The 24,845-nt window shown below is 53.4% G+C and carries 18 protein-coding genes; 14 read left to right on the forward strand and 4 right to left on the reverse strand.

Features of this window, described 5'->3' with window-relative positions; translation table 11 throughout:
• The first annotated feature begins 64 nt into the window (after positions 1–64).
• The 6 genes from mutM to recF all read left to right on the forward strand — a co-directional run bounded on the left by mutM (position 65) and on the right by recF (position 6,660).
• Positions 65–916, forward strand: a complete 852-nt coding sequence (mutM, locus tag ACR0BI_RS15210) for a bifunctional DNA-formamidopyrimidine glycosylase/DNA-(apurinic or apyrimidinic site) lyase (protein WP_170736802.1) — start codon at positions 65–67, stop codon at positions 914–916.
• A 66-nt stretch (positions 917–982) separates the two neighbouring features.
• A complete protein-coding gene (locus ACR0BI_RS15215; RefSeq protein WP_170395375.1) occupies positions 983–1,759 on the forward strand; it encodes an enoyl-CoA hydratase in 777 nt (258 codons plus the stop codon).
• A 227-nt stretch (positions 1,760–1,986) separates the two neighbouring features.
• Positions 1,987–2,250 (forward strand): 30S ribosomal protein S20, encoded by a 264-nt coding sequence (rpsT, locus tag ACR0BI_RS15220; protein ID WP_010442545.1) that lies wholly within the window; start codon positions 1,987–1,989, stop codon positions 2,248–2,250.
• A 543-nt stretch (positions 2,251–2,793) separates the two neighbouring features.
• Positions 2,794–4,176 (forward strand): chromosomal replication initiator protein DnaA, encoded by a 1,383-nt coding sequence (dnaA, locus tag ACR0BI_RS15225; RefSeq protein ID WP_170395377.1) that lies wholly within the window; start codon positions 2,794–2,796, stop codon positions 4,174–4,176.
• Positions 4,177–4,401: 225 nt separating this feature from the next.
• Entirely contained in the window at positions 4,402–5,523 is a 1,122-nt protein-coding gene (gene dnaN / locus ACR0BI_RS15230) for a DNA polymerase III subunit beta (protein ID WP_010442547.1), read from the forward strand.
• A 39-nt stretch (positions 5,524–5,562) separates the two neighbouring features.
• On the forward strand, positions 5,563–6,660 hold the full coding sequence (gene recF / locus ACR0BI_RS15235; RefSeq protein WP_170395379.1) for a DNA replication/repair protein RecF: 1,098 nt from the start codon (positions 5,563–5,565) through the stop codon (positions 6,658–6,660).
• On the opposite strand, the gene ACR0BI_RS15240 is transcribed toward recF, so the two are convergent.
• A complete protein-coding gene (locus tag ACR0BI_RS15240; RefSeq protein ID WP_170423365.1) occupies positions 6,657–7,223 on the reverse strand; it encodes a carboxymuconolactone decarboxylase family protein in 567 nt (188 codons plus the stop codon). The genes recF and ACR0BI_RS15240 overlap by 4 nt on opposite strands.
• A 99-nt stretch (positions 7,224–7,322) precedes the next feature.
• On the opposite strand from ACR0BI_RS15240, the gene ACR0BI_RS15245 reads away from it, so the two are divergent.
• Both ACR0BI_RS15245 and gyrB read left to right on the forward strand, forming a co-directional pair.
• Positions 7,323–7,895 carry a TetR/AcrR family transcriptional regulator gene (locus tag ACR0BI_RS15245; protein ID WP_480562719.1) on the forward strand — a complete coding sequence of 191 codons (573 nt, stop codon included), beginning with the start codon at positions 7,323–7,325 and terminating at the stop codon, positions 7,893–7,895.
• A gap of 102 nt (positions 7,896–7,997) precedes the next feature.
• The gene (gene gyrB, locus ACR0BI_RS15250) at positions 7,998–10,415 is read left to right on the forward strand and encodes a DNA topoisomerase (ATP-hydrolyzing) subunit B (protein WP_170734132.1); all 2,418 of its coding nucleotides are present in this window, start codon (positions 7,998–8,000) and stop codon (positions 10,413–10,415) included.
• A gap of 352 nt (positions 10,416–10,767) precedes the next feature.
• On the opposite strand, the gene ACR0BI_RS15255 is transcribed toward gyrB, so the two are convergent.
• Positions 10,768–11,724, reverse strand: coding sequence for a helix-turn-helix domain-containing protein (locus ACR0BI_RS15255; protein WP_170556206.1), 957 nt, complete (start codon positions 11,722–11,724; stop codon positions 10,768–10,770).
• 276 nt (positions 11,725–12,000) lie between these two features.
• Between ACR0BI_RS15255 and ACR0BI_RS15260 the strand changes: the two genes are divergently transcribed.
• Both ACR0BI_RS15260 and ACR0BI_RS15265 read left to right on the forward strand, forming a co-directional pair.
• Positions 12,001–13,674, forward strand: coding sequence for a sulfatase-like hydrolase/transferase (locus tag ACR0BI_RS15260; RefSeq protein WP_170644975.1), 1,674 nt, complete (start codon positions 12,001–12,003; stop codon positions 13,672–13,674).
• A 95-nt stretch (positions 13,675–13,769) separates the two neighbouring features.
• Positions 13,770–14,507 (forward strand): hypothetical protein, encoded by a 738-nt coding sequence (locus ACR0BI_RS15265; RefSeq protein WP_170477049.1) that lies wholly within the window; start codon positions 13,770–13,772, stop codon positions 14,505–14,507.
• A gap of 413 nt (positions 14,508–14,920) precedes the next feature.
• Here ACR0BI_RS15265 and ACR0BI_RS15270 read toward each other — a convergent pair whose 3' ends face one another.
• Positions 14,921–15,742, reverse strand: coding sequence for a hypothetical protein (locus ACR0BI_RS15270; protein ID WP_170685142.1), 822 nt, complete (start codon positions 15,740–15,742; stop codon positions 14,921–14,923).
• 124 nt (positions 15,743–15,866) lie between these two features.
• Here ACR0BI_RS15270 and ACR0BI_RS15275 point away from each other — a divergent pair, with 124 nt between their 5' ends.
• The 4 genes from ACR0BI_RS15275 to ACR0BI_RS15290 are packed head-to-tail and all read left to right on the forward strand — an operon-like array spanning position 15,867 to position 21,231.
• The gene (locus ACR0BI_RS15275) at positions 15,867–16,520 is read left to right on the forward strand and encodes a hypothetical protein (RefSeq protein ID WP_170698494.1); all 654 of its coding nucleotides are present in this window, start codon (positions 15,867–15,869) and stop codon (positions 16,518–16,520) included.
• Entirely contained in the window at positions 16,517–18,469 is a 1,953-nt protein-coding gene (locus ACR0BI_RS15280) for a Mu transposase C-terminal domain-containing protein (RefSeq protein WP_170657905.1), read from the forward strand. The genes ACR0BI_RS15275 and ACR0BI_RS15280 overlap by 4 nt, the downstream gene beginning before the upstream one ends.
• Entirely contained in the window at positions 18,450–19,430 is a 981-nt protein-coding gene (locus tag ACR0BI_RS15285; RefSeq protein WP_170657906.1) for a TniB family NTP-binding protein, read from the forward strand. Before ACR0BI_RS15280 ends, ACR0BI_RS15285 begins: the two co-directional genes overlap by 20 nt.
• Positions 19,402–21,231, forward strand: a complete 1,830-nt coding sequence (locus ACR0BI_RS15290) for a TniQ family protein (protein WP_170657907.1) — start codon at positions 19,402–19,404, stop codon at positions 21,229–21,231. The genes ACR0BI_RS15285 and ACR0BI_RS15290 overlap by 29 nt, the downstream gene beginning before the upstream one ends.
• Here the strand turns inward: ACR0BI_RS15290 and ACR0BI_RS15295 are convergent.
• On the reverse strand, positions 21,228–24,596 hold the full coding sequence (locus ACR0BI_RS15295; RefSeq protein ID WP_480562720.1) for a DEAD/DEAH box helicase family protein: 3,369 nt from the start codon (positions 24,594–24,596) through the stop codon (positions 21,228–21,230). The genes ACR0BI_RS15290 and ACR0BI_RS15295 overlap by 4 nt on opposite strands.
• Between the last annotated feature and the right edge of the window lie 249 nt (positions 24,597–24,845).

A 24,845-nucleotide genomic window follows, 5' to 3' on the forward strand; every position in this document is an offset into this window, starting at 1 on the left:
TCGCCTCTGTTATAGGGCGATAAGAGGCGGGCACAATGCGGCCCTTTGGAATAGGAGCCCTGTAATGCCCGAATTGCCCGAGGTCGAGACAGTAAGACGCGGCCTGAGCCCCGCAATGGAGGGCACAGTGATCGAAAGGGCGGATGTGAATCGGCCTGATTTGCGCTGGCCTTTCCCGGCTCGGATGGCTGAGCGGCTGACGGGCCAACGGGTGGATCGGCTGCGGCGACGGTCGAAGTACATTCTGGCGGATCTCAGCAGTGCCGAGACGTTGTTGATCCATCTGGGCATGTCGGGGCGGATGACGGTCTCTGGCGATCCGCTCGGACAGTATGCGCATGAGCATCCGATGGCGCAGAAACATGATCACGTGGTGTTTCATATGGCTAATGGCGCACGCATCACCTTCAACGATCCGCGCCGGTTCGGGGCAATGGATCTGCTGCCGACGGCAACGGCAGAGCAGCACAAGCTGCTATCGGTTCTGGGACCTGAACCGTTGGGTAATGATTTTCACGAACAGCACCTGATAGACGCCTTCAAAGGCAAGAACAGCCCGGTCAAATCGGCGTTGTTGGATCAGGGAATCGTTGCCGGTTTGGGTAATATTTACGTCTGCGAAGCGCTTTATCGCGGCAAGGTGTCGCCACGTCGCAAAGCGGGACAGATTTCTGCGCCACGCGTTGCGGCCCTTGTGCCGATCATCAGAAAAGTGTTGCAGGACGCGATTGAAGCGGGTGGGTCATCGCTGCGTGATTTCCGCCAAGCCGATGGAGAACTTGGATATTTTCAACACAGCTTCGACGTCTACGGTCGCGAAGGAGAGCCTTGTCGAACCGAGGGTTGTGGCGCTGAAATCAAGAGAATCACCCAGTCCGGTCGCTCATCCTTCTATTGCGCGCAATGCCAAAGATAACTTGATCCAGCGAAATCGCGTGATAAGGAATCGTACCTGAACGGAACAACCGGAAGCTTACACCTCATGGCTTTTGAGACGATCATCGTCGAAATCGAAGACCACGTCGCCCTTATCAAGCTCAACCGCCCCGATGCGATGAACGCGCTGAACACACAGTTGCTGGGTGAGCTGTGCGAGGCGCTGGAAGATGCGGATAGCAATGACAAGGTGCGCTGCATCGTCATCACCGGCTCGGACAAGGCCTTTGCCGCCGGTGCGGACATCAAGGAAATGTCCGAAATGAGCTTTGTCGATGTGTTCGACGTTAATCTGTTTGCGGACGCCAATGATAGGGTTTCCGCGATCCGTAAACCTATCATCGCTGCCGTTGCCGGTTACGCGCTGGGCGGCGGGTGTGAACTGGCGATGCTGTGCGATTTCATCATCGCTGCCGACACCGCCAAGTTCGGCCAGCCCGAGATCAATCTGGGAGTCATCGCGGGGCTTGGTGGCAGTCAGCGTCTGACCCGCTTCGTAGGAAAGTCCAAATCGATGGACATGAACCTGACAGGCCGCTTCATGGACGCTGAAGAGGCCGAGCGCGCCGGATTGGTCAGTCGTGTCGTGCCCGCCAAAAAGCTGATCGAAGAGGCAACCGGTGCGGCGCAGAAGATTGCAGAGAAATCGCAGATCACGGCCATCGCGGCCAAAGAGGCTGTGAACCGCAGCTATGAGCTACCGCTGAGCGAAGGCATGCTGTTTGAGCGTCGGGTGTTCCATTCGATGTTCGCGACAGAGGACCAGAAAGAAGGCATGGCCGCGTTTCTGGAAAAACGTGCGGCTCAGTTCCGCGACAAGTGATCATAATCGTCGCTTAGTGATATTAGGCGGGCAGACCCCGCCTTTTTCCCTCATCACATACTGGAAGAATCAGCTTGGCAAACCTGCCAAACTTGGTTAGAGACCGCCGTCATACATGCGCGTGCGGCCCGCTTGGCCCGACTCACACTCGTGATTTCTGATCCGGTGCGGATATGTCCGTGGCGCGCAACCCAAGATAAACGTACCGAACAAAAGGTCAGAGACACATGGCAAATTCGCCCCAGGCAAAGAAACGCGCCCGTCAGAACGAAAAGCGCTTCGCCGTCAACAAAGCGCGTCGTTCGCGCATCCGTACCCACCTGCGCAAAGTTGAGGAAGCGATCGCATCCGGCGACAAGGACGCAGCTACCGCAGCCCTGCGCGCCGCTCAACCCGAGTTGATGCGTGGCGTCACCAAAGGAGTCTTCCACAAGAACACCGCAGCCCGCAAAATGTCGCGCCTGTCGGCGCGCGTCAAAGCGCTGGGCTGATTCTTTGGGAAAACGCGTCAAGCGTTGATTTACGAAAAAGGCGTCGCTGATTGCGACGCCTTTTTCATTGTTGCCGGAAAGCCGCGTCTTCACGAAGCCGAGAGATTCTTTCGCCCAGAACCCCGAGTCAATATCAGAGTTTCGTTGCCCGGACCCTTGGGCTCTTGCTACGACTTAGTCAGCGATTCACTCGCTTGGGGGGACAGGCTGTTCCAAGGATCTGACCGACGGGCATCGGGAAGATTTAGGAACGAATGTTCGAAAGCTGGCTTCGGTCAGTTGGACGATCTGCTCTGGGTCTCGGGTTAGCCGAAGATCCTGGCCCTGTCGATAAATTGGAATATCATGCGCATCCCGGATTCCGGGTGTGCCCCCATTTTGGGGCCGTGCTGTATTGGACTGCGATGATATTCGAGCGTACCCGCCAGACCATCAGGTTTGGCGAAACGTTCCCTTGTGTGTGAGCGCCATAAAGGCCCGTAATTCGGGACACATTAAAAAAGGCCTTAAGGCCAATAATGAATGGGATGCGTGAGGCGCCGAATGACACAAGAGAAATGGGGACAACTGCGTAGCAAATTGATGAAGGCGGTTGGGAAGAACAATTTTACCACCTGGATTGAACCCTTGGAGTTTCAGGAGTTGCAGGATGGTGTAGCGGTGTTCTCGGTGCCGACCAACTTCATGGGCAACTATGTCAGTCAGAATTTTGCGGACCTTATTCTCTATGAGCTGAATACCTCGGGCGAAAAGGTTCAGCGCTTGGCGTTTCGCACAGCGGCCAATTCGTCAGCCCGTCCCACATTGGTGGAAGAGTCCAAGCCATCTCCCGCGCCAGAAACCCGGCCCGCTGTTACAGATACAGCCAATGATGCACTTGAAGCACTACAGGCTGCGCCACTGGATGCACGGTTTACCTTTGATAGCTTTGTTGTTGGCAAACCCAACGAACTTGCACATGCCGCAGCTCGCCGCGTATCCGAGGGCGGCCCGGTAACTTTCAATCCGCTCGTGCTCTACGGCGGTGTTGGACTGGGTAAAACCCACCTTATGCACGCGATTGCGTGGGAGTTGAAAACCAAGCACCCCGAGTTGAATGTGCTTTATCTGTCAGCAGAACAGTTCATGTATCGCTTTGTGCAGGCTTTGCGTGAACGCCGCATGATGGATTTCAAGCACTTGTTCCGTTCGGTCGATGTGCTGATGGTCGATGACGTGCAGTTCATCGCTGGCAAGGATTCGACGCAGGAAGAGTTTTTCCACACGTTCAACGCGCTGGTGGATCAGAACAAGCAGATCATCATCTCGGCCGACCGCGCGCCGGGCGAGATCAAGGACCTTGAAGACCGCGTAAAGTCACGCCTGCAATGTGGCCTTGTCGTCGATCTTCATCCCACAGACTACGAATTGCGTCTGGGAATCCTGCAGAACAAAGTGCAGCAGTACAGCAGCACTTATCCCGATCTGACCATTGCTGATGGTGTATTGGAGTTCCTTGCACACCGCATCTCGACCAATGTGCGCGTGCTGGAAGGGGCGCTGACCCGCCTTTTTGCCTTTGCCTCGCTGGTCGGGCGCGAGATCGATATGGAGCTGACGCAGGATTGTCTGGCCGATGTACTGCGCGCCTCCGAGCGCAAGATCACCGTCGAAGAGATCCAGCGCAAGGTCTCGGATTATTACAACATCCGCCTCAGCGATATCATCGGCCCTAAACGCCTGCGGTCCTATGCGCGTCCGCGTCAGGTGGCGATGTATCTGTGCAAGCAACTGACCAGTCGGTCGCTGCCTGAGATTGGCCGTCGATTTGGCGGGCGCGACCACACCACGGTCATGCATGGCGTGAAGCGCATCGAAGAGCTGAAGTTGACCGATGGCCAGATTGCCGAAGATGTTGAGATGCTGCGCCGGGCCTTGGAAGCCTAAACCGCACTGAATCCTTGAAAAACACCCCGGACTATTGCGTTCGGGGTGTTTTCTTGTGCGCTATTGTCCACGGTTGAGAATGATCTGGAGTGTTTCACGCGCGCTGCTCTTGACCACCGAGGCAATCCGACCCAGAAATCCGTAAAAAATCCTTGTGCCTCAGGGCTGAGACGCTAACGTGCCAGTCCCGCCTATTTCGGCACGCAAGTCAAAGGAACAGAGGGTATGAAGATCAGCATCGAACGCGGCACCCTTCTCAAGGCCGTTTCGCAGGCCCAGTCAGTTGTCGAACGTCGCAACACGATTCCCATACTTGCCAACGTGCTGATCGAGGCCGAAGGCGATCAGGCGCTGTTTCGTGCCACCGATCTGGACATCGAAGTGGTCGACAAGGCCCCCGCGCAAGTCGAGAAAGCGGGCGCTACGACTGTTGCGGCCACAACGCTACATGAGATCGTACGCAAGCTGCCCGATGGGGCGCTGGTGACCCTGACCGCAGATAGTGCAGCTGGGCGGTTGACCGTGGAAGCGGGGCGCTCGAATTTTTCTCTGGCGACGCTGCCGAAAGAAGATTTCCCGGTTATGGCGTCTTCAGAATACCAATCGAACTTTACGGCGTCGGCGGCATTGTTGCGCCGGCTGTTCGATAAATCGAAGTTTGCCATTTCCACGGAAGAGACGAGATATTATTTGAACGGCGTTTACATGCACGTTGCGGATGGTTCCGAGGGCGGCAAGGTATTGCGTTGCGTGGCGACTGATGGTCACCGCTTGGCACGGATCGATGCGGATCTGCCGGATGGTGCAGCGGATATGCCGGGCGTGATCGTGCCCCGCAAAACCGTGGGCGAACTGCGCAAGCTGCTGGATGATGACGAGATGGACATCGCCGTCTCGGTCAGCGAAACCAAGGTGCGGTTTGCAACACCTGACATCACGCTCACCTCGAAAGTGATCGACGGAACGTTCCCGGATTACACACGCGTCATCCCGCAAGGCAACACGCGCAAGTTAGAAGTGGACGCGGCTGAATTCGCGCAGGCCGTGGATCGTGTGGCGACAGTTTCGTCCGAACGGTCGCGGGCCGTCAAATTGCAGTTGGATGCGGATAAGCTGGTTCTGTCAGTGAATGCACCCGACAGTGGTGCGGCTGAGGAAGAGCTGGCAGTTGCTTATGGGGATGAGCGCCTGGAGATCGGGTTCAACGCCAAATACCTGCTCGAAATCGCGTCTCAGGTGGATCGTGAAAATGCGGTGTTTATGTTCAACTCGGCGGGTGATCCGACACTGATGCGCGAAGGCAACGACCAAAGCGCAGTATACGTCGTAATGCCGATGCGCGTCTGATTGCCTCGACTGGGTGATCTCTAACGAAAGAGAGGGGTCATGGGATTGGCCCTGACCGAGCTTACGGTCTCGCATTTTCGGTCTCATAAGCTGGCGCGCCTGTCGTTGGACGGGCGGCCAGTGGCGATCCATGGGCCAAACGGGGCCGGTAAGACCAACATCCTGGAAGCGGTTTCTCTGTTTTCACCCGGGCGCGGGATGCGGCGGGCAAGCGCCGCTGAGATGACACGGCGCCCCGAGGCGCTGGGGTGGAAGCTGATTGGGCTATTGAATGCGCAAGGACAGAATTTCGAGATTGAAACCTGGTCCGAAGGTGGTGCGGCGCGGCAAGTGCGGATTGATGAGAAAACCTCAAGCCAGATTGAATTGGGAAAGCTGGCGCGGGTAGTTTGGTTAATCCCATCGATGGACCGTCTCTGGATCGAAGGGGCCGAAGGGCGACGGCGGTTCCTCGACAGAATCGCGCTGAGTTTTGATCCTGCACATGCCGAGGCATCTCTGACCTATGAAAAAGCGATGCGCGAGCGGAACCGGTTGCTGAAAGAACAAGTTCGCGATGCCCATTGGTACGCGGCGCTGGAAGGGCAGATGGCTGAGATGGGGCATCGCATCCACGCCGCGCGGTTGAGTGCGTTGGAGTATCTGCGCGCAGCACAGGACAAAGCTGAGACGGCCTTTCCGTCAGCGGATCTCGAATTGGTTCAAACCGAAGGTGCAATGCCTGAGACGGCGGAAGACTTGCGAGAAGCTTTGGATGAAAGCCGGTTTCGCGATCTGGCCGCCGGGCGGACTTTGGTCGGCCCGCATCGATCAGACCTGTATGGTGTATATTCCGCCAAGGGCGTTCCTGCCAAAGATTGCTCGACCGGTGAGCAGAAAGCACTGCTGGTATCGCTGATCCTATCAAACGCGCGAGCGTTGGCGGAGATGGTTGGAGCACCTCCTATTGTATTGCTGGATGAGGTGGCCGCGCATCTGGATGCGGGTCGGCGCGCTGCGTTGTATGATGAGATTTGTGCGCTGGGTGCACAGGCCTGGATGACGGGCACCGGGCCTGAGCTATTTGCAGAATTGGGGGATCGAGCCCAAACGCTGGTCGTTACCGAAGGCGACGAGGGCTCGGTCGTCAGCGTTTAGGCAGGCTCGCCGACTTTGCGTTCCCAAAGGAAGCCGCGCATCACTTCGTCGACCGGGGTTTTGGCCATGTGGTTGACGTAGTTCGACATGGTTTTTTGTGCCAGACCCAGTACGACATCCAGGACCGCACGGTGGGAATAGCCAGCGTCAAAGAAGGCCTGCAGCTGTTCCTCAGTCGGGTTTCCACGGGTTTCCATCACTTGCAGGGTAAAGGTGCGTAGCGCTTCCAGCTTGGCCGTGGGCAGCGGAGTTTCGTTGCGCAGCGCCTCGGTGATCTCGTCAGAGACTTTCATCATCTTTGCGATGCCGGTATGCGCAGGCACACAGTAATGGCATTCGTTTTCGACATTGATGGTTTGCCAGACAACGGTTTTTTCGTCGTTGTTGAAATCGGTCTGCAGAAACAGGCCGTGCAGAACCTGATAGCCTTCCAGATGCTGGGGGCTTTCGGCCATTACTTTATGAAGACCGGGCAGGCGGCCGAATGCAGCCTGAGATTTCTCAAGCAGCGGCTTGGACCCTTCCGGGGCGGTTTCTAGGTCGTGAGACGGGAAATTGGCCATGTCAAAACTCCTGTTTCTGGCGCGATGAGTCGTATTTAGGGTTTCTTGAGCGATCACTCAAGTATATATTTGAGCGAACGTTCAAGAATTGGTGAAACGATGCCCCGCAAACCCTCATATGACCGAGACGCGCTTATCGCGCAGGCGCGAGATATTTTCTGGCGTCACGGCTGGGCGGGGACGTCGCTTAAGGATCTCGAGCGAGATCTGAAGCTGAAACCGGGCAGCTTCTACGCGGCATTCGGGTCGAAAGATGCGCTCTACGCCCTGGCGTTAGAGCGGTATACTCAGGAAGGGGTTGCCAATATGAAGGCTTTGGCGCAGGAATTGGGCCCGCTTGGTGCTCTTAAGGTGCAACCTCGTCGTGTGATCGAGGCGTCGGAACTGCCAACAAAAGCCTGCATGTTGGCGAAGACTTATGCGGAATTGCAAGCCAAAGACCATGATTTGGCTGATCAGGCGCAAACCCACATGGCTGACATGAAAGCTTGTTTTGCGGACCTCTTTCGCAGCGCGCAGAAGGCCGGAGAAATCGCGCCAAGTCATGACCCGGATCGCTTGGCGGCGCGCTATCAATCCGACCTTCTGGGGTTGCGATTGTCAGCCGAACGGGACGATGTGAACGCGGCAGAAATTGCCGAGGATATTGCAGCAGACCTTGATCGGCTTTGATCCGCAAATTAAGCGGATCAGAACCACAAAATATGGGGGGAGCACGTGACAATCCCCACCAGAAAACGTATAAGTTACCAAAATAATATAGGTACTAACGGCATGTCCGAAGACGCACAGGCACCCCAAGAATACGGCGCTGATTCCATCAAAGTTCTCAAAGGCTTAGAGGCAGTTCGCAAACGTCCCGGTATGTATATCGGGGATACGGATGATGGTTCGGGTCTGCACCATATGGTGTACGAGGTTGTCGATAACGGAATTGACGAGGCGCTGGCCGGTCATGCCGACCATGTGACTGTAAAAATTCACGCGGATTCCAGCGTTTCGGTCAGCGACAATGGACGTGGAATCCCGGTGGATATCCACCCCGAGGAAGGCGTTTCAGCGGCTGAAGTCATCATGACCCAACTGCACGCTGGCGGTAAGTTCGACAGCAACTCGTACAAGGTGTCAGGCGGTCTGCATGGAGTGGGCGTCTCGGTGGTGAATGCGCTATCCGATTGGCTGGAACTGCGCATTTGGCGGGCCGGCAAGGAACATGTGGCGCGTTTTGAGGGCGGTGAGACGGCGGAACATCTGAAAGTCGTCGGCGAGTGCGGCGATCGCACGGGAACCGAGGTACGGTTTCTGGCCTCGACCAACACGTTCTCGAATCTCGAATACTCGTTTGAGACGCTGGAAAAGCGCTTGCGCGAGCTGGCTTTCCTGAACTCAGGCGTGCGGATTATTCTGATCGACGAACGCCCTGCTGAGCGGCTGGAAACCGAACTGTTCTACGAGGGTGGCGTCAAAGAGTTTGTCAAATATCTCGACCGGTCCAAGACCCCGGCGATGCCCGAACCGATTTATATCAAGGGCGAGCGTGACGATATCGGCGTGGAAATCGCCATGTGGTGGAACGACAGTTATCATGAGACCGTGCTGCCCTTCACCAACAACATCCCGCAGCGCGATGGCGGCACCCATGTGGCTGGCTTCCGTGGTGCACTGACCCGGACGATCAACAACTATGCGCAGTCCAGCGGGATCGCGAAGAAGGAAAAGGTCAGCTTTACCGGTGACGATGCACGCGAAGGACTGACCTGCGTGTTGTCTGTGAAAGTGCCCGACCCGAAATTCTCGTCCCAGACCAAGGACAAGCTGGTCAGCTCTGAGGTGCGCCCGGCGGTCGAAGGTCTGATGAACGAGAAGCTGGCTGAATGGTTCGAAGAGAACCCGAGTGAGGCTAAGGGGATTGTCGGTAAGATCATCGAGGCAGCTTTAGCGCGCGAGGCCGCCCGTAAAGCTCGCGAACTGACCCGCCGCAAGACTGCGATGGATGTGAACTATCTGGCTGGTAAGCTCAAGGATTGCTCTGAAAAAGATCCGTCCAAGACCGAAGTTTTCCTGGTCGAGGGGGACTCGGCTGGTGGTTCTGCCCAGACCGGTCGGGATCGGCTGACACAAGCTGTTCTGCCTTTGCGTGGCAAAATCTTGAACGTGGAACGGGCGCGGTTTGACCGGATGTTGTCGAGCCAAGAGATCGGTAACCTCGTGATGGCGTTGGGCACCGGCATTGGCCGCGACGAATTCAACATCGAAAAACTGCGTTACCACAAAATCGTCATTATGACGGACGCAGATGTTGACGGCGCGCATATCCGCACCCTCTTGTTGACCTTCTTCTACCGGCAAATGCCAGAGTTGATCGAGGGCGGGTATCTCTACATCGCTCAACCACCACTATACAAGGTTTCTCGCGGTAAATCAGAGGTTTACTTGAAGGACCAGGCCGCGCTGGATGATTATTTGATCAATCAGGGCGTCGAAGGCGCAGTACTTAAATTAGGCTCGGGCGAGGAAATCATCGGCCAGGACCTGACCCGCGTAGTGGATGAAGCGCGCCAGCTGAAGCGTGTGCTGGACGCCTTCCCAACGCATTATCCGCGCCATATTCTGGAGCAGGCTGCTGTAGCCGGTGCCTTCGTGCCCGGCGCTGTTGATGCCGATTTGCAGGGCGTGGCCGACAAGGTCGCGGCGCGCCTTGACTTGATTGCACTGGAATACGAACGCGGCTGGCAAGGCCGCATCACACAGGATCACGGCATCCGTCTCGCGCGCATCCTGCGCGGTGTGGAAGAAGTGCGCACACTGGACGGCCCCATGTTGCGCTCGGGTGAGGCCCGTAAAACCGGCAGTTTCACCCAAAGCCTGCAAGAGGTCTACAACACCCCCGCAACGTTGGTGCGTCGCGATCGGGGTCAAGTCATACACGGCCCGCTCGACCTGCTGCGCGCGATTCTGGAGGAGGGCGAAAAGGGCTTGTCGCTGCAACGCTACAAAGGTTTGGGAGAGATGAACCCCGATCAACTCTGGGAAACAACGCTGGACCCGGACGCACGGACCCTGTTGCAAGTACGCGTGGATGATATGGTCGAGGCCGATGATCTGTTCACCAAACTCATGGGTGATGTGGTAGAGCCACGCCGTGAATTCATTCAAAAGAATGCTCTGAGCGTGGAGAATTTGGATTTTTGAGCGGTTTGTAGGTGCGCCCATAGCTTTGCATTTCGCCCAAAGAATTGCATTTTTGGCCCAAAACTTTGGGCGCATTAACCTTCAACTTTCTTGGTTCGAGGCTCCATATCTTCGGGTCTCATTCTTTGCCTGTTTCGCGCCATCGCCGTATTGCCGGGGAAGGTTTTCGGATGGCCGCTTCCAGCCCGAAGCGGACCTACAAAATCCGACTTTGCAATTCTCGTGTTGCGGACAAGTTAGGCCGCGTACTGCCAAGGTCTCAGCGTCGCTAGCCACTGAACTCTGACAGTGGCTCCGCAACTACAATTGCTTAACACAAACTTTGCGCCAAAGACTGTTGCCAAGCTCTGTTTCAGTTCACTTTGCCTGACAACGTTTGTGTCGGCAGTTGTCCAAAGAGTGCTCTGTAGTCTCGCGCGAACTGACCCATGTGCCAAAATCCGTAAGCGTTTGCGATGTCCGATATACTCTCCTCTGGCGAGCAGGACACCAGTTCATGGCGTACAGCACCGAGACGGGCTCTTAGATAAAACTGCTTGGGGCTCACCCCATATGTTTCCTGAAACGCGCGACGAAGAGTGCATGCAGATACCTGAATATCTGCACATACTTCACCGATTGAAACGTTATCCATCAAATGGGCCCGCATGAACTCAACGGCTTGTTGTGCTAAACGGGTTCTATTTTTACTGTTTCGCCGATCACTCCATTTTTCGCCTACCACCAGCATTTCCAGAAGCTCAAAGATCATATCACTCTCTTCACTATCAGAGCTTGGTCCGGCCGCTGATCCAATTAGAAAGCGCGCTTTGTTTTTGACTAAGGAATGAAGCTTTCCAGCGTCGCTAACGAAAGATCTTAAAGCGTCATTTCGCACGGTGCTGATATCAAGACCGCAATCGTCGGCGATCCGTTGAGCCCTTCGGATGTTGATGCCAAAGGTCAGGCCTGTGAGCGTTGAATTGCTCACGCCTTCAAAAGGGTCTCCGCTACCAAAATTCATCAGAGCGGTGTCTGAGGGTGAGCCGTTAAGCCAAGTCCGTACACTCCCTTTGTCTGGTAAGCCAAACGCTAGAATGTCAGGGCGAGAAACACCAGTTTGGTACACAGCCTTATCAAACGACAAATCAATCATTTGAAGGTCAAGACCTGCCCAAACGGATACCGAAGAGTTCATAGTTCCCTCCTCAATTTGGCGTAGCTCAACATCCCATTGGGACAGCTCGCGGAATTGCGAAGGGTCCTGCAAAAAAAGTGTGTTTGGGGCGCAGGTTTTTTTGGGGGCTGATCGTTTTTTGATGTCGTCCATTCCGCCCCGCAGGTAGTTTTCATGAAATGTTATTCGAATATGTAGGCTTGGACAATTGCAAGACAAAGCAGACAAATCGAGAGGGAAGAGGTTCGGACGCCCATCGTTGCCTGACGATACTGCGCGCACCGAACGCGTCGTAACGCTGCTAACCAAAAGCGAAAAAGAGTTGTTGCGCTCACAGGCTGAAGACAGCGAACTCTCCCTTTCAACCTTTTGCCATCATCTGATCCTTGAAGGTCTGAAAACAAGTAAATCATGAAACAGGGGTATCTCATGAAATCAAAACTGTTCCTCTCAGCGCTGGTCTTTACCGGCTCCGCTATCACGGCGGCAGCTCAGGACAGCAATATCGTGCATGATGCGGAATACTATGTCCTGAAGCAGCAAAACGAAGCCGTTTGGGTCGAGAACGACGCACAGGTTGACCAACTGCTGGCCGATTTTCGTGAGAAAAACGGAGGGAACCCTCCAAACATCTTCTACATCCTTATTGACGATATGGGTTTTGGCGACATGGGTATGCCCGAGATGAACGCGATACGCGGGTATTCGACGCCCAATATCAACGCGCTCGCAGAGGAAAGCATGCGGTTTGCGCGCATGTATACCGAGCCGTCCTGCACACCGTCGCGGGTCGCCTTCATGACGGGTCGCCAGCCGTATCGCAATGGGATGGGCGATACCGCCGTCGATATTTCAGGTTTTGGCCTTGCCGATGAAGAAGTCACAATTGCCGAAGTTCTGAAATCCGTAGGCTACAACACCTCGCATGTTGGCAAATGGCACATGGGCGACATTCAGGAATCCTGGCCTACTTATCAGGGCTTTGACTACGCCGCGTTCCCCATCCATCAGCAGGGCCAGTTGGCCATCTTCAACGAAGATGCAGCCAAGGAAGAAATCACCATGGCCATAGGGGAAGACAACTACAACTCCAAATACACGCTGGATGATTGGTTTCGCCCTGATCCGGGACACATGATTACCGGCCTCGAAGCTGTTATTGGCGGGGAGGTCCGCGAAGTCCATATGGAACCGGGTGAGAAATGGACCCAGGACAAATATAATGAAATGAACATCCGCTATCAGGCACAGGCGATGGAACAGTTGCGCCTGCTAGCAGAACGGGATGAACCGTTCTTCCTGCAATACTGGCCGCTTGTCCCTCTGTCGACAACGCGCACGACGAGAGCGGCGTTCACGACACCCAACGGCGGTACATTCGTTGAAAGCATGGAAGAGCTGGATGAATGGATCGGGGTCATTCTGAACGAAGTCGATGCGCTGGGGCTTAGGGACAATACCCTGATCGTTTTGATGGGCGACAACGGTCACTTCACCAAATATGCCCCCGGCAGTGGGTTTTCGCCGCTGGTCTTCCGGGGCGGCAAGGCCGATACGTCTGAAGGAGGCGTTCGGGTGGATGCGTTCGCCCGCCTGCCCGGCTTGATCGAGGGAGACTCGATTGTATCTGACATTATTCATATCTCTGATTTGTTCACGTCAATTGCGCGTATCGGCGGAGCGATGGATGCCATCCCCCGCGACCGGATCATTGACGGTGTCGATCAGACGTCCCTGATGTTTATTGGCGATACGCATGGGCGCAGGGATCATGTACTGATCTACTCGATCAATTCGCTGAAAGAGGTGGTAAAGGAACACATCAAACTCAAAGTTCCGGCCAAAGGTGAAAATGCTATCGTGGCCAAGTTCTACAACCTGTTCCGCGACCCCCGCGAAGAACAGAGCGTATCGACCGAGATCGGAGCATGGGCTGGACATGAGTTTAACCGCATTATTGCCCGCCACCTGAAATTTAAGGAAATGTACCCCGATCAACCGGCCGCGACTGGACGTCCCTATGAAGGTATCGTGAACCTTCGTCCTGAAACCGTCGCAGCGGTGGATGCCTTTGTCGCCAAGCGGGACATTCAGCCCGACTAAAAGGTGAAGCTGATAAGAGTAATGCAAGCCCCGCATCAGATAATGATATGCTTGATGTGGGGCTTGGCATCCACAACAAAAATTCTGGAAACAATATGAAAATCCAAGCGCTTGTCCTTGCATTGGCGACTGGCATTGTTGCGGCCCCAGCAATCGCCGATGAAAACGCTTCAAACCCTTTGGCCGCAGTTAATAACACGGACATCCGGTATCAGTATTTTGATTTGGGCAACGGTGCTGACAAGCAGGACGCCTTTATAGATGGCGCATACATGCTGCGGCCTGATCTGAAACTGAAATATGAGTTGCACTACAACTCAACGGATGTGACTGGAACTCGGTTCACTGACTTCGAGAAATTGAGCCTCAAAGCGATCTATTTTCCCTCTCAGAGACCGCTCAACGAAACGTGGGCCATCAAGTCGGCCATTGGTCTGGAGTGGATTCTGGACTTTGGCGACCCGGAAAAAGGGATCGGAACCGGGTCCGATCAAATTGCGCCTTTTGGCGGGTTCGCCTTTGCAAACACAAAATCAGGGCTGACGCTGATCCCACTGCTCCAGCATTTTGCTTCATACAATGGCCCGACGGACATAAACCAAACTGCGATGCGGTTGATTGCGCTACAACCGTTTGGCGATGGGTACTGGGCCAAGGCTGACATCAAAGCACCATATGACTGGGAGAACGATGCTTGGCCAGCGACCGCTGAGTTCCAGATTGGCAAGAACCTCAGTCCTGGCATCGCAATTTATGCTGATTTCCTAATCGGTATAGGTTCCGACCGCCCCTACGATAAAGGTGCCGGCTTGGGTTTGCGTTTCAACTACTAGTTCACCCACACCCAACCTCGGCGAAGATCATCTATGTCACAGTCCAGAACTCTGTTCAGCCATTTGTATTCTGCGCCTATCTTGACCCTTCCTGGAACTGCCTTGAGCCAATCCCTGCCCGCGCCGGGTTGGTAGGAAATAAATTGGCGTCACTCGCGCCGCATCATTCTACCTGGTCGCTCCGCTCTGAACTCGGGGAAGATCAACAGTCTCTAGGCGATCCGCTGAGATGGATTTGAACCTTGAAACTGAATCCGTTGTTCGCGCTTCTAATCCCCAGCCAGCGATGCTCAGGCCCAGAGTTCTGAGAAAAGAGACTTCTATTACGATCTGTACCCAAGACTTTGCAAAGTCCGCTGTCTGCGCATTGCAGACCTTCGCGCACGGCATACCACCCAACATTAGAGAGTGGATCATCCCAGAACTTTTAGATCTTTTGGTGCGAGCCGACTTTTCTCCGGCAATGTCCCAAATTTAATTCCTTCGATTTCGAGTTTGTCTCGTATCGCTACAAGTTCACCCAGTTTGTACTCAGATTGCTCAGGAACAACGTATAGTACTTGAGGAACCTTTCTCAAAAGAAGTGCTGCTCTTGCCAGTTGGTCAATCAAGTAGCCAGGATCAATTCTATTCCTCGGGCCTTTGATCTCAATCGCCGCAAAAGGCTCCGAGCCTTTGTATACGATTAAGTCTGTGGCAAGAGGCTCGAACGTTCTGCCTTCTCGAACAGTCAAATTTTCCATATTGAAAATGTCACTAGTGTTCTGTTTGAAAAGCATTTTTGCGTTTACTTCGAAGTCTCGGGCTCTTCGCTGGCCGCCAAAACCACCTCTAGCAATCACGACCGCAGGCTTCTCCGCCAATCGAACTTCATCAAGAATAGACTTAGTTTCCGCCTGAGATAACTCCCCTGAAAGAACGGCATCAGCTATCTCTTTGGATTTCCTAGGGTCATACCGATCTATCCTTGAAAGCAAAATAACTTGCATCATGGCCAGCCAGTCGGGCTTTGATTCAAAAAGATCGGGTCGGTTCTGTTCTAACCATTTCGCCGCGGACATCGGATTGCGAAGGCTTGCAGGCTTTGTGCCTCTAATAGCGGCAACGCTTTGGAGTGCATCGTCCGGAAACGCGTACCCGCAGGCTTGGCTGTCTTGGACAACGCGATTCAGCCACGCTCCGAGGGCAATCCAGTTTTCAGTTTTGGCCAAATCTTGAAATTCGTCTTCAGTCATCATCGGTCGCAATCATTTTATTCGCATCGAGCCCATTGCCAATGCGAATGGATGCATGTATAGAGCCCGTATGAGGATAGATCGACACGCACCCCCGACGGCCCGACGCGTTCACAAGCGCGGAATGAAAAAACGCGCTGGCAAAATGTCTGGCGTCAAGTTCCCAGGCGTCATTCAGCTCGAAAGCCAAATGGAAGCAGCACTGGTTCGTTGCATGCAGGTCGACCCTCGTGTGGTCTCGCTTAAGCCACAGCCTTGCACAATCGACATGGGAACCGGAAGAGCATTTGCAAACAAAGAAGCAGCGCTAGAGGCTTATGAAGGGCGTCGGTACAGGCCTAAGCTTTATACACCAGACCTAGAAGTCAAACTTGTCGACGGCCGTTTGTTCTACTTGGACGCCAAGCACAGCGCTCACATAGATAAGAAACCTGAGTACCTGGACTATCCTTCACTTCTTGCCGAAGTCGGAATCTCGCTTGTCATTGTAACTGAGTCCTTATTGCAGGGGCCGATTGATCGAAATGCTTGGCTGCTATTGCAAGGACAAGCCGAAGAGACCGCCCCTAAACTTGCAAGCAAAATAGCGTGTCTCAAACAGCAACGTGTGACGTTCAAAGAACTAAGAGAGAATATTGGCATCCCCCAAGCGAAGATTCTTCGCCTTATTCTTGATGGCTATCTGGTGTTCGATTTTTCATGTGAAGCTCTTGGGCCATCCACGAACCTGAATACTGCGAACCGCGACCGAAGACATCTGGAGGTAATCGAATTTTGAAGCAGATTGTCAAAAGGCGGCACCAGAGAACCATCAAATATAGGGGAGAAACCTATGCTGTCGATGGAGCGATAGCTGGGCGGGATGCATATCAGATATCGAACTCCCAAGTTGATCCTTTTGAGATATCTGGACAAGAATATCGAGACCATGTGCACGATGGGCTAGTGAAGGAAGAAGGCTTCGACAAACGTCCTCGTAATGTAACCGCTAAAGATGCACGTGAAGCTCAGCTCAGACTACGCATTGTGGAAAATGCACTAAAGCTTGGGGAGGAAGGCGTTCATTGGGCAAAACGCATACCGATACTTCAACGCGAGTTCGCCGAAGAACCCACCTTCAAAATCAAGGGTAACCGTTTTCCGAGGCAATCGACTGTTCAGAATTGGGTCAAATTGTATCGGCGCGGCGGGCCGGACGCGCTTTTGCCCAAGCGCAGCAATTCAGGAAATCGTATGCCAAGGTTTGACAGCGTTTTCCAAGAGATAGTGCTCGATCTATTGGAAATGCAATATACGTCTTCGGACAGACAAAATCTAACAAGTCTGTCTAGCGACGCTTATATTCAATACCAGTTGGTTTGCCATGAGAATGGCATAAAACCTGGGTGCTGCGGACGCAAGGCAGTCGAAGCGATTGTGCACACAATCCCTCATTTTGACGTTCTAAAGTGGCAACTGGGCAGTAACGAGGCGCGCCAACACATGCGAATTGCCCAAAAATACTATGATATAACAGCACCTTACGATCAAATAGAATTGGACTGCACAAAAGCTGACATAATGCTGGTTGATGATAGCGGGGAGGTAATAGGTCGGCCGTGGATTTGTGCAGCGATTGACTGTGCTACTAGTTGGATTGTCGCATTTCAGGTCTTCCTACCAGATCCATCATCAGAACATGTGGCCAAAGCTCTAAAGGAGATGATTAGCTACCCAGAGGAAGACTTTTTCGAACAGCACGAAATTGTAAACAGGAAAAAAATCGCCGCACTGCCGAAAGTGGTTGTAATGGATCAGGGTTCAGAGAACGTGGGCGAACCCATCGATGCTTTTATCGAAGTTGCTGGTGTCCATGGCCATTGGGCGCAACCTCGAAAACCCCAGGAAAAGCCGTTTATCGAAAACTTGTTCGGGGCAGTTCGAAGCAAAGTCAGCCAGCTTCCGGGTGCGACTAAGTCAAAGGCGTATCCCGACCGGGATCGAACCAAAAAAGCAATGGATGAAGCCCGTCTGACGCTAAGAGTGTTCAATTCAATAATGCAACGCTGGCGCTACGACGAATATGGAAGAACTCCGAGGAGAAAAGTCCAAGACATCTTTAAACGGGGTGAAACACCTAGCGCTGCTTGGGACAGATTGGCAGATGAACACATAGTGCCAGAACCCCCGTCTTTGGACGAGCATCACGCAGCGCTGATGATCCAATCCGAATCTCGAACTCTGTGGCACTACGGTATCGAATTCGAGAGTATGCAATACAACTCTGAAGACTTGGCAAGGCTGTACCGACGACTAGGCCCGCGCCAGCGTGTTGAAATACGCTATGCTCCACTTGATGCTAGGGAAATTTTGGTCGTGGATCCGCATACAGGCGAGTTGGTGCGCGCGTCCAACAAAGCAAAAGACTTGGCAGCACTTTCTTATCGTGAGCTAAGAGAATGCCGGTCACCCAAGGCGAAACACAACGGACCAATCAAAACGGCTTTGGAGATCCACAAAGATATCCAAGCGCGCAGGACGTATAAGCAGGGCAAAAAAACTAAACTGCAAAGGAACCGCTCTGCGGAAATCGACAAGTTGCGGGCCGCTGATATGCAGAACAGAAGTTTGAAAGAACCACAACTAATTGACCAAATACGGTCAGAGGTTGGTCACAACAAGCTCGCAGTTACGAGATCAAAGAACTTGCCAAGGGTCGAAAGAAAAGATGCTGGACCAAACAACTAGTAGAGCTCTGCAAGGTGCATTCATCCGACATAGCCGCCACGAATGGGCTGTCTCGGAGATAAAACGTCTTTTGAATATTGCAGCAACCGAGGGTGGACGGATCATACCAATCTTGGGGCCGACGAGATGTGGAAAGACAGAACTGACAAAGGACTTGAAGGCACAAGTTGAAAATGACCGCCACGGCCCAAGTGCTATTCTGGTATCTTCAGATGTCATTCTGGGCCGACTTGCGCCACGGCCTTCCGAGCGGGATTATTACGGTTCCTGCTTGCGAAGCATGGGCTTTGATTTCGTAGAACGAGAGCGACCTGCCCAAATTCGAGAACGTCTCTTTCGGCTCGTAGCTGAGCACGGCATTCAAACTATCATTATCGACGAAGTGAACCATTGCGCCGAAACTCTGACTAGACACTCGCGTCGACAAGCCGCTGATCACTTCAAGACTATTGTTGATGAAACCTCAGTCACTCTGATTTTAGCTGGGTTGCCAATGTTCGAAGCGGTTATGGACAGCAACGAGCAGTTTGCGGGACGCTGTTTGAACACCATTCGAATGAACCCCTATTGGTGGAGCGTTGAGGCTGATCGTATCGCGTTCTGCGATGCAATCTTTGCGGCCTTCTATTGTCTTGAGGAGTCCGGCATCCTTTTGGAGTTTGACCAAGACGATATGGTACGGCGATTGTACGGTGTTTCCGGCGGACGTGTGCCAGTGGCGTTGGAAGTGCTGCGCGCGCCCCTGGCATTGGGTGCCCAAAATTTACAATACAGCACCAAAACGATTGCCAGGGCAGCGACGGATTCAGGCCTGGAGCGAGATCCGTATCAGTCGTTTTTTCAAGAAGAACCACCATCGGATACTGAGCTGATCAGGTCATACATCAGAGTCATGGCAGATGCGGGTCTCGAAGTAGAGCCTATGACGTCGCATGAGCTTGCGATTATGCGAGGTGTATGAGGTGCCGGGTTTGTTTGCAGTACCACCATTGAAAGGCGAGAGCCTTATCGGATACTTGCGTCGTCTAGCCCATGTAAATGGATACAGAGATGTCTCTGAATTTTTGACACGGTTCCGGCGGAAGTATGGGCGAATTCTAGTCGAGAACATCGAGCACTTTGAGCAAGAGATGGGCTTAGAGAAAGGTTTGTTGGTTGCTATCTCCCCTTCTGCCAAACCTGAGTCACCCAGCTTAAGCTGGCGTTTCGAGCGGCATCATAGCGATCCGATTTGCCCTTCATGTCTTGCCGATGGCTTACCCTTTCAACAAACTTGGCGTCATTACTTGGTGACAGCCTGTCACCATCACAAAACGCGTCTTCAAGATGTTTGCCCTGTCTGCAAAACCACATTGCGTCCGACGTCCGGCGGCTTTGATAAATGCAGATGTGGCTTTAGCTACTCAAATTTCTCAGGGGTGGCAGCAAAGGACCACGAAGTGATCATCTCCGCCTTGATTGCGGGAGATTCAACGGTTGGCAAGCGGTTTCTTGACCTTGCAGGAGGGCGTCAGGTCCCAAAAGACATTGGCGCTTTTATTAATTTCCTAGCGAGTGGTTTCGCTCAGAACCGCACGGGCAAGTCTGGGAAAACACAAACACCCAAAAGCGTTGCAGATTCGTTGGAACTGATTGAGCCGTTGGCAACTGTATTTGACCATTGGCCAAATGGGTTCGAAGAACACGTTCGAGGGTTGATACTGGCAGGAAATTCAGAATCCAACTCTGTGCCGTCCATGCTCGGAAGCTGGTATCAAAGACTTATGAAGTTCGAAGATGATGCGTACCAGCCTTTCAGAGATGCAGTGTCGCGTGCTGCTTCAACCGAGTTCAAGGGAACCTACCTGGGAAAGCTAACGCCGTTGCAAGCTCGGGAATGGGTCTCGGCTAAACAAGCGGCCAAGGAACTGGGAATTTCTGCACAGCGCTTGGTGGCTGAGGTTCAGTCAGGTCAAATTGCCGGAAAGCAAGCCCATAGCGGGTATGGGCACCGGCATACGATGATTCCACGCTTCGAAATTTCGAACATCTATCTGGATAGGAAGCGGTATTGGGATGGGTTGCAGGCCAGAGACTACCTTGGTGTTACAAGAAAGCAATTTGATCTGCTTCGCGCGTCAGAATTGATCCACGAGGTTGCTGCTGAATACCGTCCTCCACTTGTTGATGGCTGCATTGACGGTGAAAGCCTAAAAGAGCTCACAACAAACATTCGAAACTGCACTAAAGTTCAAGCGGGAGAAACTATTCCGTTCAATCAGCTCAACCTGAGGCGCACAACTTATCGAGCTGCTTTGATGCATGTTCTTCAGAAAATCTCCACAGGCGTTATCAAACCTGTTGTTGCGGAAGAAAACATGCGACTTGGTGAGTTTCATTTTTCAGTTTCCGACATCGACCGCGAACTTGGGACGCAGCGGTTGTCAAAAGACTGGACCGCAAATGATGTCGCAAAGTTGACGGGTTGGAAGGCTCAGGCGGTGACACATTGGTGCAAGCTGGGCCTGCTCGGATCACGCAAAGTTCCGCATGGCCCAAGCGAGTCTTTCTTGGTCAGACCGCAGCAGCTTGCGATCTTTCAAAGCGAGTACATGCCGGTAGCTACACTGGCTAGGTCAAGAGGAACTACGTCCCGAAAACTCCTGTCTGATTTTGAGAGCAAAGGGATTGAGACCCATGGTGCGCAAATGGAAGGTAAGACGACGCGAGGACACTTGGTAAAACTGAGTGATCTGGCTTCGCTGCTGTCTGAGGCTGCCTAGTGCTCGCCTGCACCATCCGAAAAGAACACCACTGAAATGCGTTGTCCAATTGCGGGTTCGTGGTCACGTGATACCTGCTCAGCTTCTTCGATGACCCGGACCATCTTTTCATGGATCTCAGCGGACGCCTGATGATCGCTTTCGAGCTTTTCCAGGATAACCTGAAGCGCGATGTACCCCTTGGGAAGACCCTCATAGGCGAAGCTGTCACGCACTTCGTGTTTCGCTTGTTCCCAGAAGGGATCAAGCTCACGGCTCCACGCCTCGCACACCATTTCCACGGCAGGCAGTGACAGATGGCCAAACCACTCTTGATCACTGAGTTCTACACCACCTTTGCGTCCCATGAACTCGGCGCAAGCTTTCATGAGGCTCTCAACGCGAGCGGGGCGCAAGTCCCACTCGGTCAGCTTGCCGATCTGCGCTGAAATCGTCTCTAGCGCTTCAGAGAGATCTTCCAGTGACATGTGGACGTGCTCCATGCCAAGGCTTCTGGTCCGTTCGTATGCAGTCTCCAGAGATTGGACGCAGGCCAGCTGGTCGCGTTCCAATATCAGGCCTGGCGCGGTATCCTTAAGAAGCAGCAGGCGAGGCGGAAAGAAGCTATTGCTCTTGCTAAGTCCTTTGAGATGTAGCGCCGTGAATTTCTCACGGGCCGATAGGAGCGCCAACTCCGCGCCCCAGGTTCCCTGGATTTTGGCTTTGTCGATGAGTTTGTAGCGGTCTTCGGGGATTGTTTGTTTGGTGCGTTCCAGAACGTCGTGAAAGTTGTTGTCGCGAAGCTGCCTTGGGGATCGCAGATACTCAACAACACTTGCAAGTATCACTTCTGCGTCTTCCCTACTTTCTTCCAGGACAGCATCGATTAACGCTTCCCCAGCCAATGTCTTATAGTTCTCTATGCGCTGGGCGATTTTTTCGTCAGATGCAAACTGACCTACTGGCACATCAACAAGGTGGTAATTGACGACCCCGAACTCACTATCGATCCTGTCGATCCTACCCAGACCTTGGATGAGCTCTTTCAGGTTCGAGGTCAGACCAAGCAACACCAGCGTGTCTGACGACTGAAGGTTGATGCCTTCAGCCATCTTGTAAGTCAGAAAAACCGATGCGGATCCTTTTGGTTCGTTCTTTCCTCCAGGTCGGAAGTAAGACTCCACGGACTTGCCCTGTTTGATACGCTTGAAACTGTCGGGGCCATCTCCAAAGATCGCCTTCACGGCGCGATCTTCACCCTTGGTTTGGTTTCCCACGACATAGTTGGTGTGGTGGCCTCTGCGCGAAAGCGCTTCTGCAAAAATCTCGAGTGTGTCCGTCCGTTCTGCGAGAAAGACGACCCTGTCTTTTTCATTTTGTATTCTCAGGCACGCCTCATACCGCTTCTCATCAAGCTCCTTGAGAACACTGAGACCCAGTTTTTGTTTTAGAGCGTCGCATTTCTTTGTGGGTTCAGGCGCTTCTATTCCCAGTGCTGCGAACATGTCGGACTGGTCGCGGTGGGATACCTTTTTCTTCGATTTTCCACCACGCTCGAAGTCGCGAAGCGATTTGCCAATAGCTCCTTGAGACATCTCCCAATGGGCTTGGGCGGCACTCACGCGCAGAATGTTCAAAAGGTTTCGGATGTGGAGCTGATCCTGCGTGCTTTGTTGCGTGCTGACGTGTCCGAAGCGGCTTTTCTCGACTGCGGTCACCCTACCGCCAGGCGCAAGTTCTTTGCAGAGAGCCACAATCTCATCCAGGCGCGTTTGCTGAGGCTTTGTCACCTTAAGTTTCTTCGGGCGCCCGTGGTTTTCTAGTCTTGGATAACTGTGCTTGGTCGGATCTTCGTCCTCGCCAATGCATTTCCGTTGTCTGCGTGTCAAAAACGGCGAAACCAACTGAGCGAGTGCGTTGCGAGCCTCTCGCGTGAGCGTCGTGTCAGGCTCTGATAGGACGGCCAGTTGCGCATCCTGGTTGAAGATATCCTTAGGAACTTGGGTTTCGCGCTCGAACAACTCGCCCATGGCCTGAATGAAAGTCGGCGTCATGAAAATGGACGCGCGTTTCTCCTGCATATGGGTCAACCAATCGACATCGCGGTTCCCAAGTAGGGTTGCGGACAGGCAAACATTCCAGCTCGGCGGGGCAAGCTCAATAGCGGATGCCATCTGAGATGCCTGCTCAAAGCCCGGTGTAACAGTATGGCTCTCATCAATGATCAGAATGCCATATTGTTCGAGCCTGAGCCCGGGTTCCTTGTCATCCCCAGCGCCTCGCAGGTTCTGTTTTGCCAACTTGGTATTCGGCTTCGCGTCCAGAGATGGAGTTGAGTATTTTTCCCAACTTGGGATGACCTTAGGGGGTGCAATCACCACCGCATTATTGCGCGCGACACCATGCACCGGAGAGCTGGGCACGACCTTTGAGTAGGTCTTCGTCAAAGCTTCTCCCAAGTGACATCCGATCTCGGTTTTGCCCGAGCCGGTTGGCGCTTCTACGAAAGCGATACCATGGTCATAGACGATGGAACACGCCTCATAGGTCAGGTCCTGTTGATACCCAAACAGGGTATGACCCGTGATCTCTTTTCGATCACCGGTGAGCCAGGGTTCAAACCCCTTTTGCTCCGAGATCGTACGCGCCATCGCGTCTTCGGCGGTCACCGGTTTGATAAGCTTTTCTAGTATCTCCAGCGCTTCGGTATTCCAATCGACAGATACATCCCAAGCCTGCTCAGCGGCTTCTGTGCGTTCGACCTGAAGTTCATGAGTGCCCGCATCCAGGTCATCGGCATACTCGATGTTTCTGTAGAGCCCTGAGTAGGAAAAGTTTGCGGATCCGGCGACGGCACCTTTTGGCGAGCTGACGATTTTTGAGTGTAGCCGCCGATCTCCAGATATCCCCAACTTGCGTTTTGCGAGTTCCGGATCGAAGACACGCAAATCTATTTTCCCGGTTTTGATGGCGTGTTTTGCTAGCACCGCGATAAGATCGTGGTCTTCTTCCACTTGAAGCCCGGAGCGCTCCAGCCAGTAGAGTTTCATTTCTTCGGTGACTGGTTTGGGGTTGGTCAGCCTTTTGGTATTCGCTGTGTCGATCCCGAACGATATCCGTATCCGGATATCGCTGTCATTTTCCAGATCCCGCAGCTCGGGCAATTCTTTCATCAAAATCGACAGCGAAGACAGGAAGCCCTGATACCCGGTGACAATCAGACAATCCCCGGAGGTGATATGGGGTCGATAAAGATTGATGACCGGCCGGTCGATATTGGTGCCGACCTTCGAAACCGGTTCGGCATCAAGCTCGTTTTCGGGCTTTTGATTTGCTTCGGTGAGCTGCTTTGGCTTGGAACGCAGCCAATCAGGGAGTGAAAACAATGAACAAGACTTGGTTTTAGGACGCTTAGTCCAATAGTGATACTGCGGGCATCGTCCTTCAAGACATCATCGGAAGAAACATTCGTTTTCCTGAAACTGTCGGAAATACGCACCGGTTTTGCGAGCTTGGTCCCCAACCATTTGTAAGCCGCAATTCTGAGCAACGTGTATGAGATAAGACTTGGGTGAATTGAAGCGATGGGCTGGTGAAGACCAGCCCATCGCATCACACCCTCGCGTTTGAGACGG

The sequence above is a fragment of the Ruegeria sp. E5 genome, from assembly GCF_056534105.1.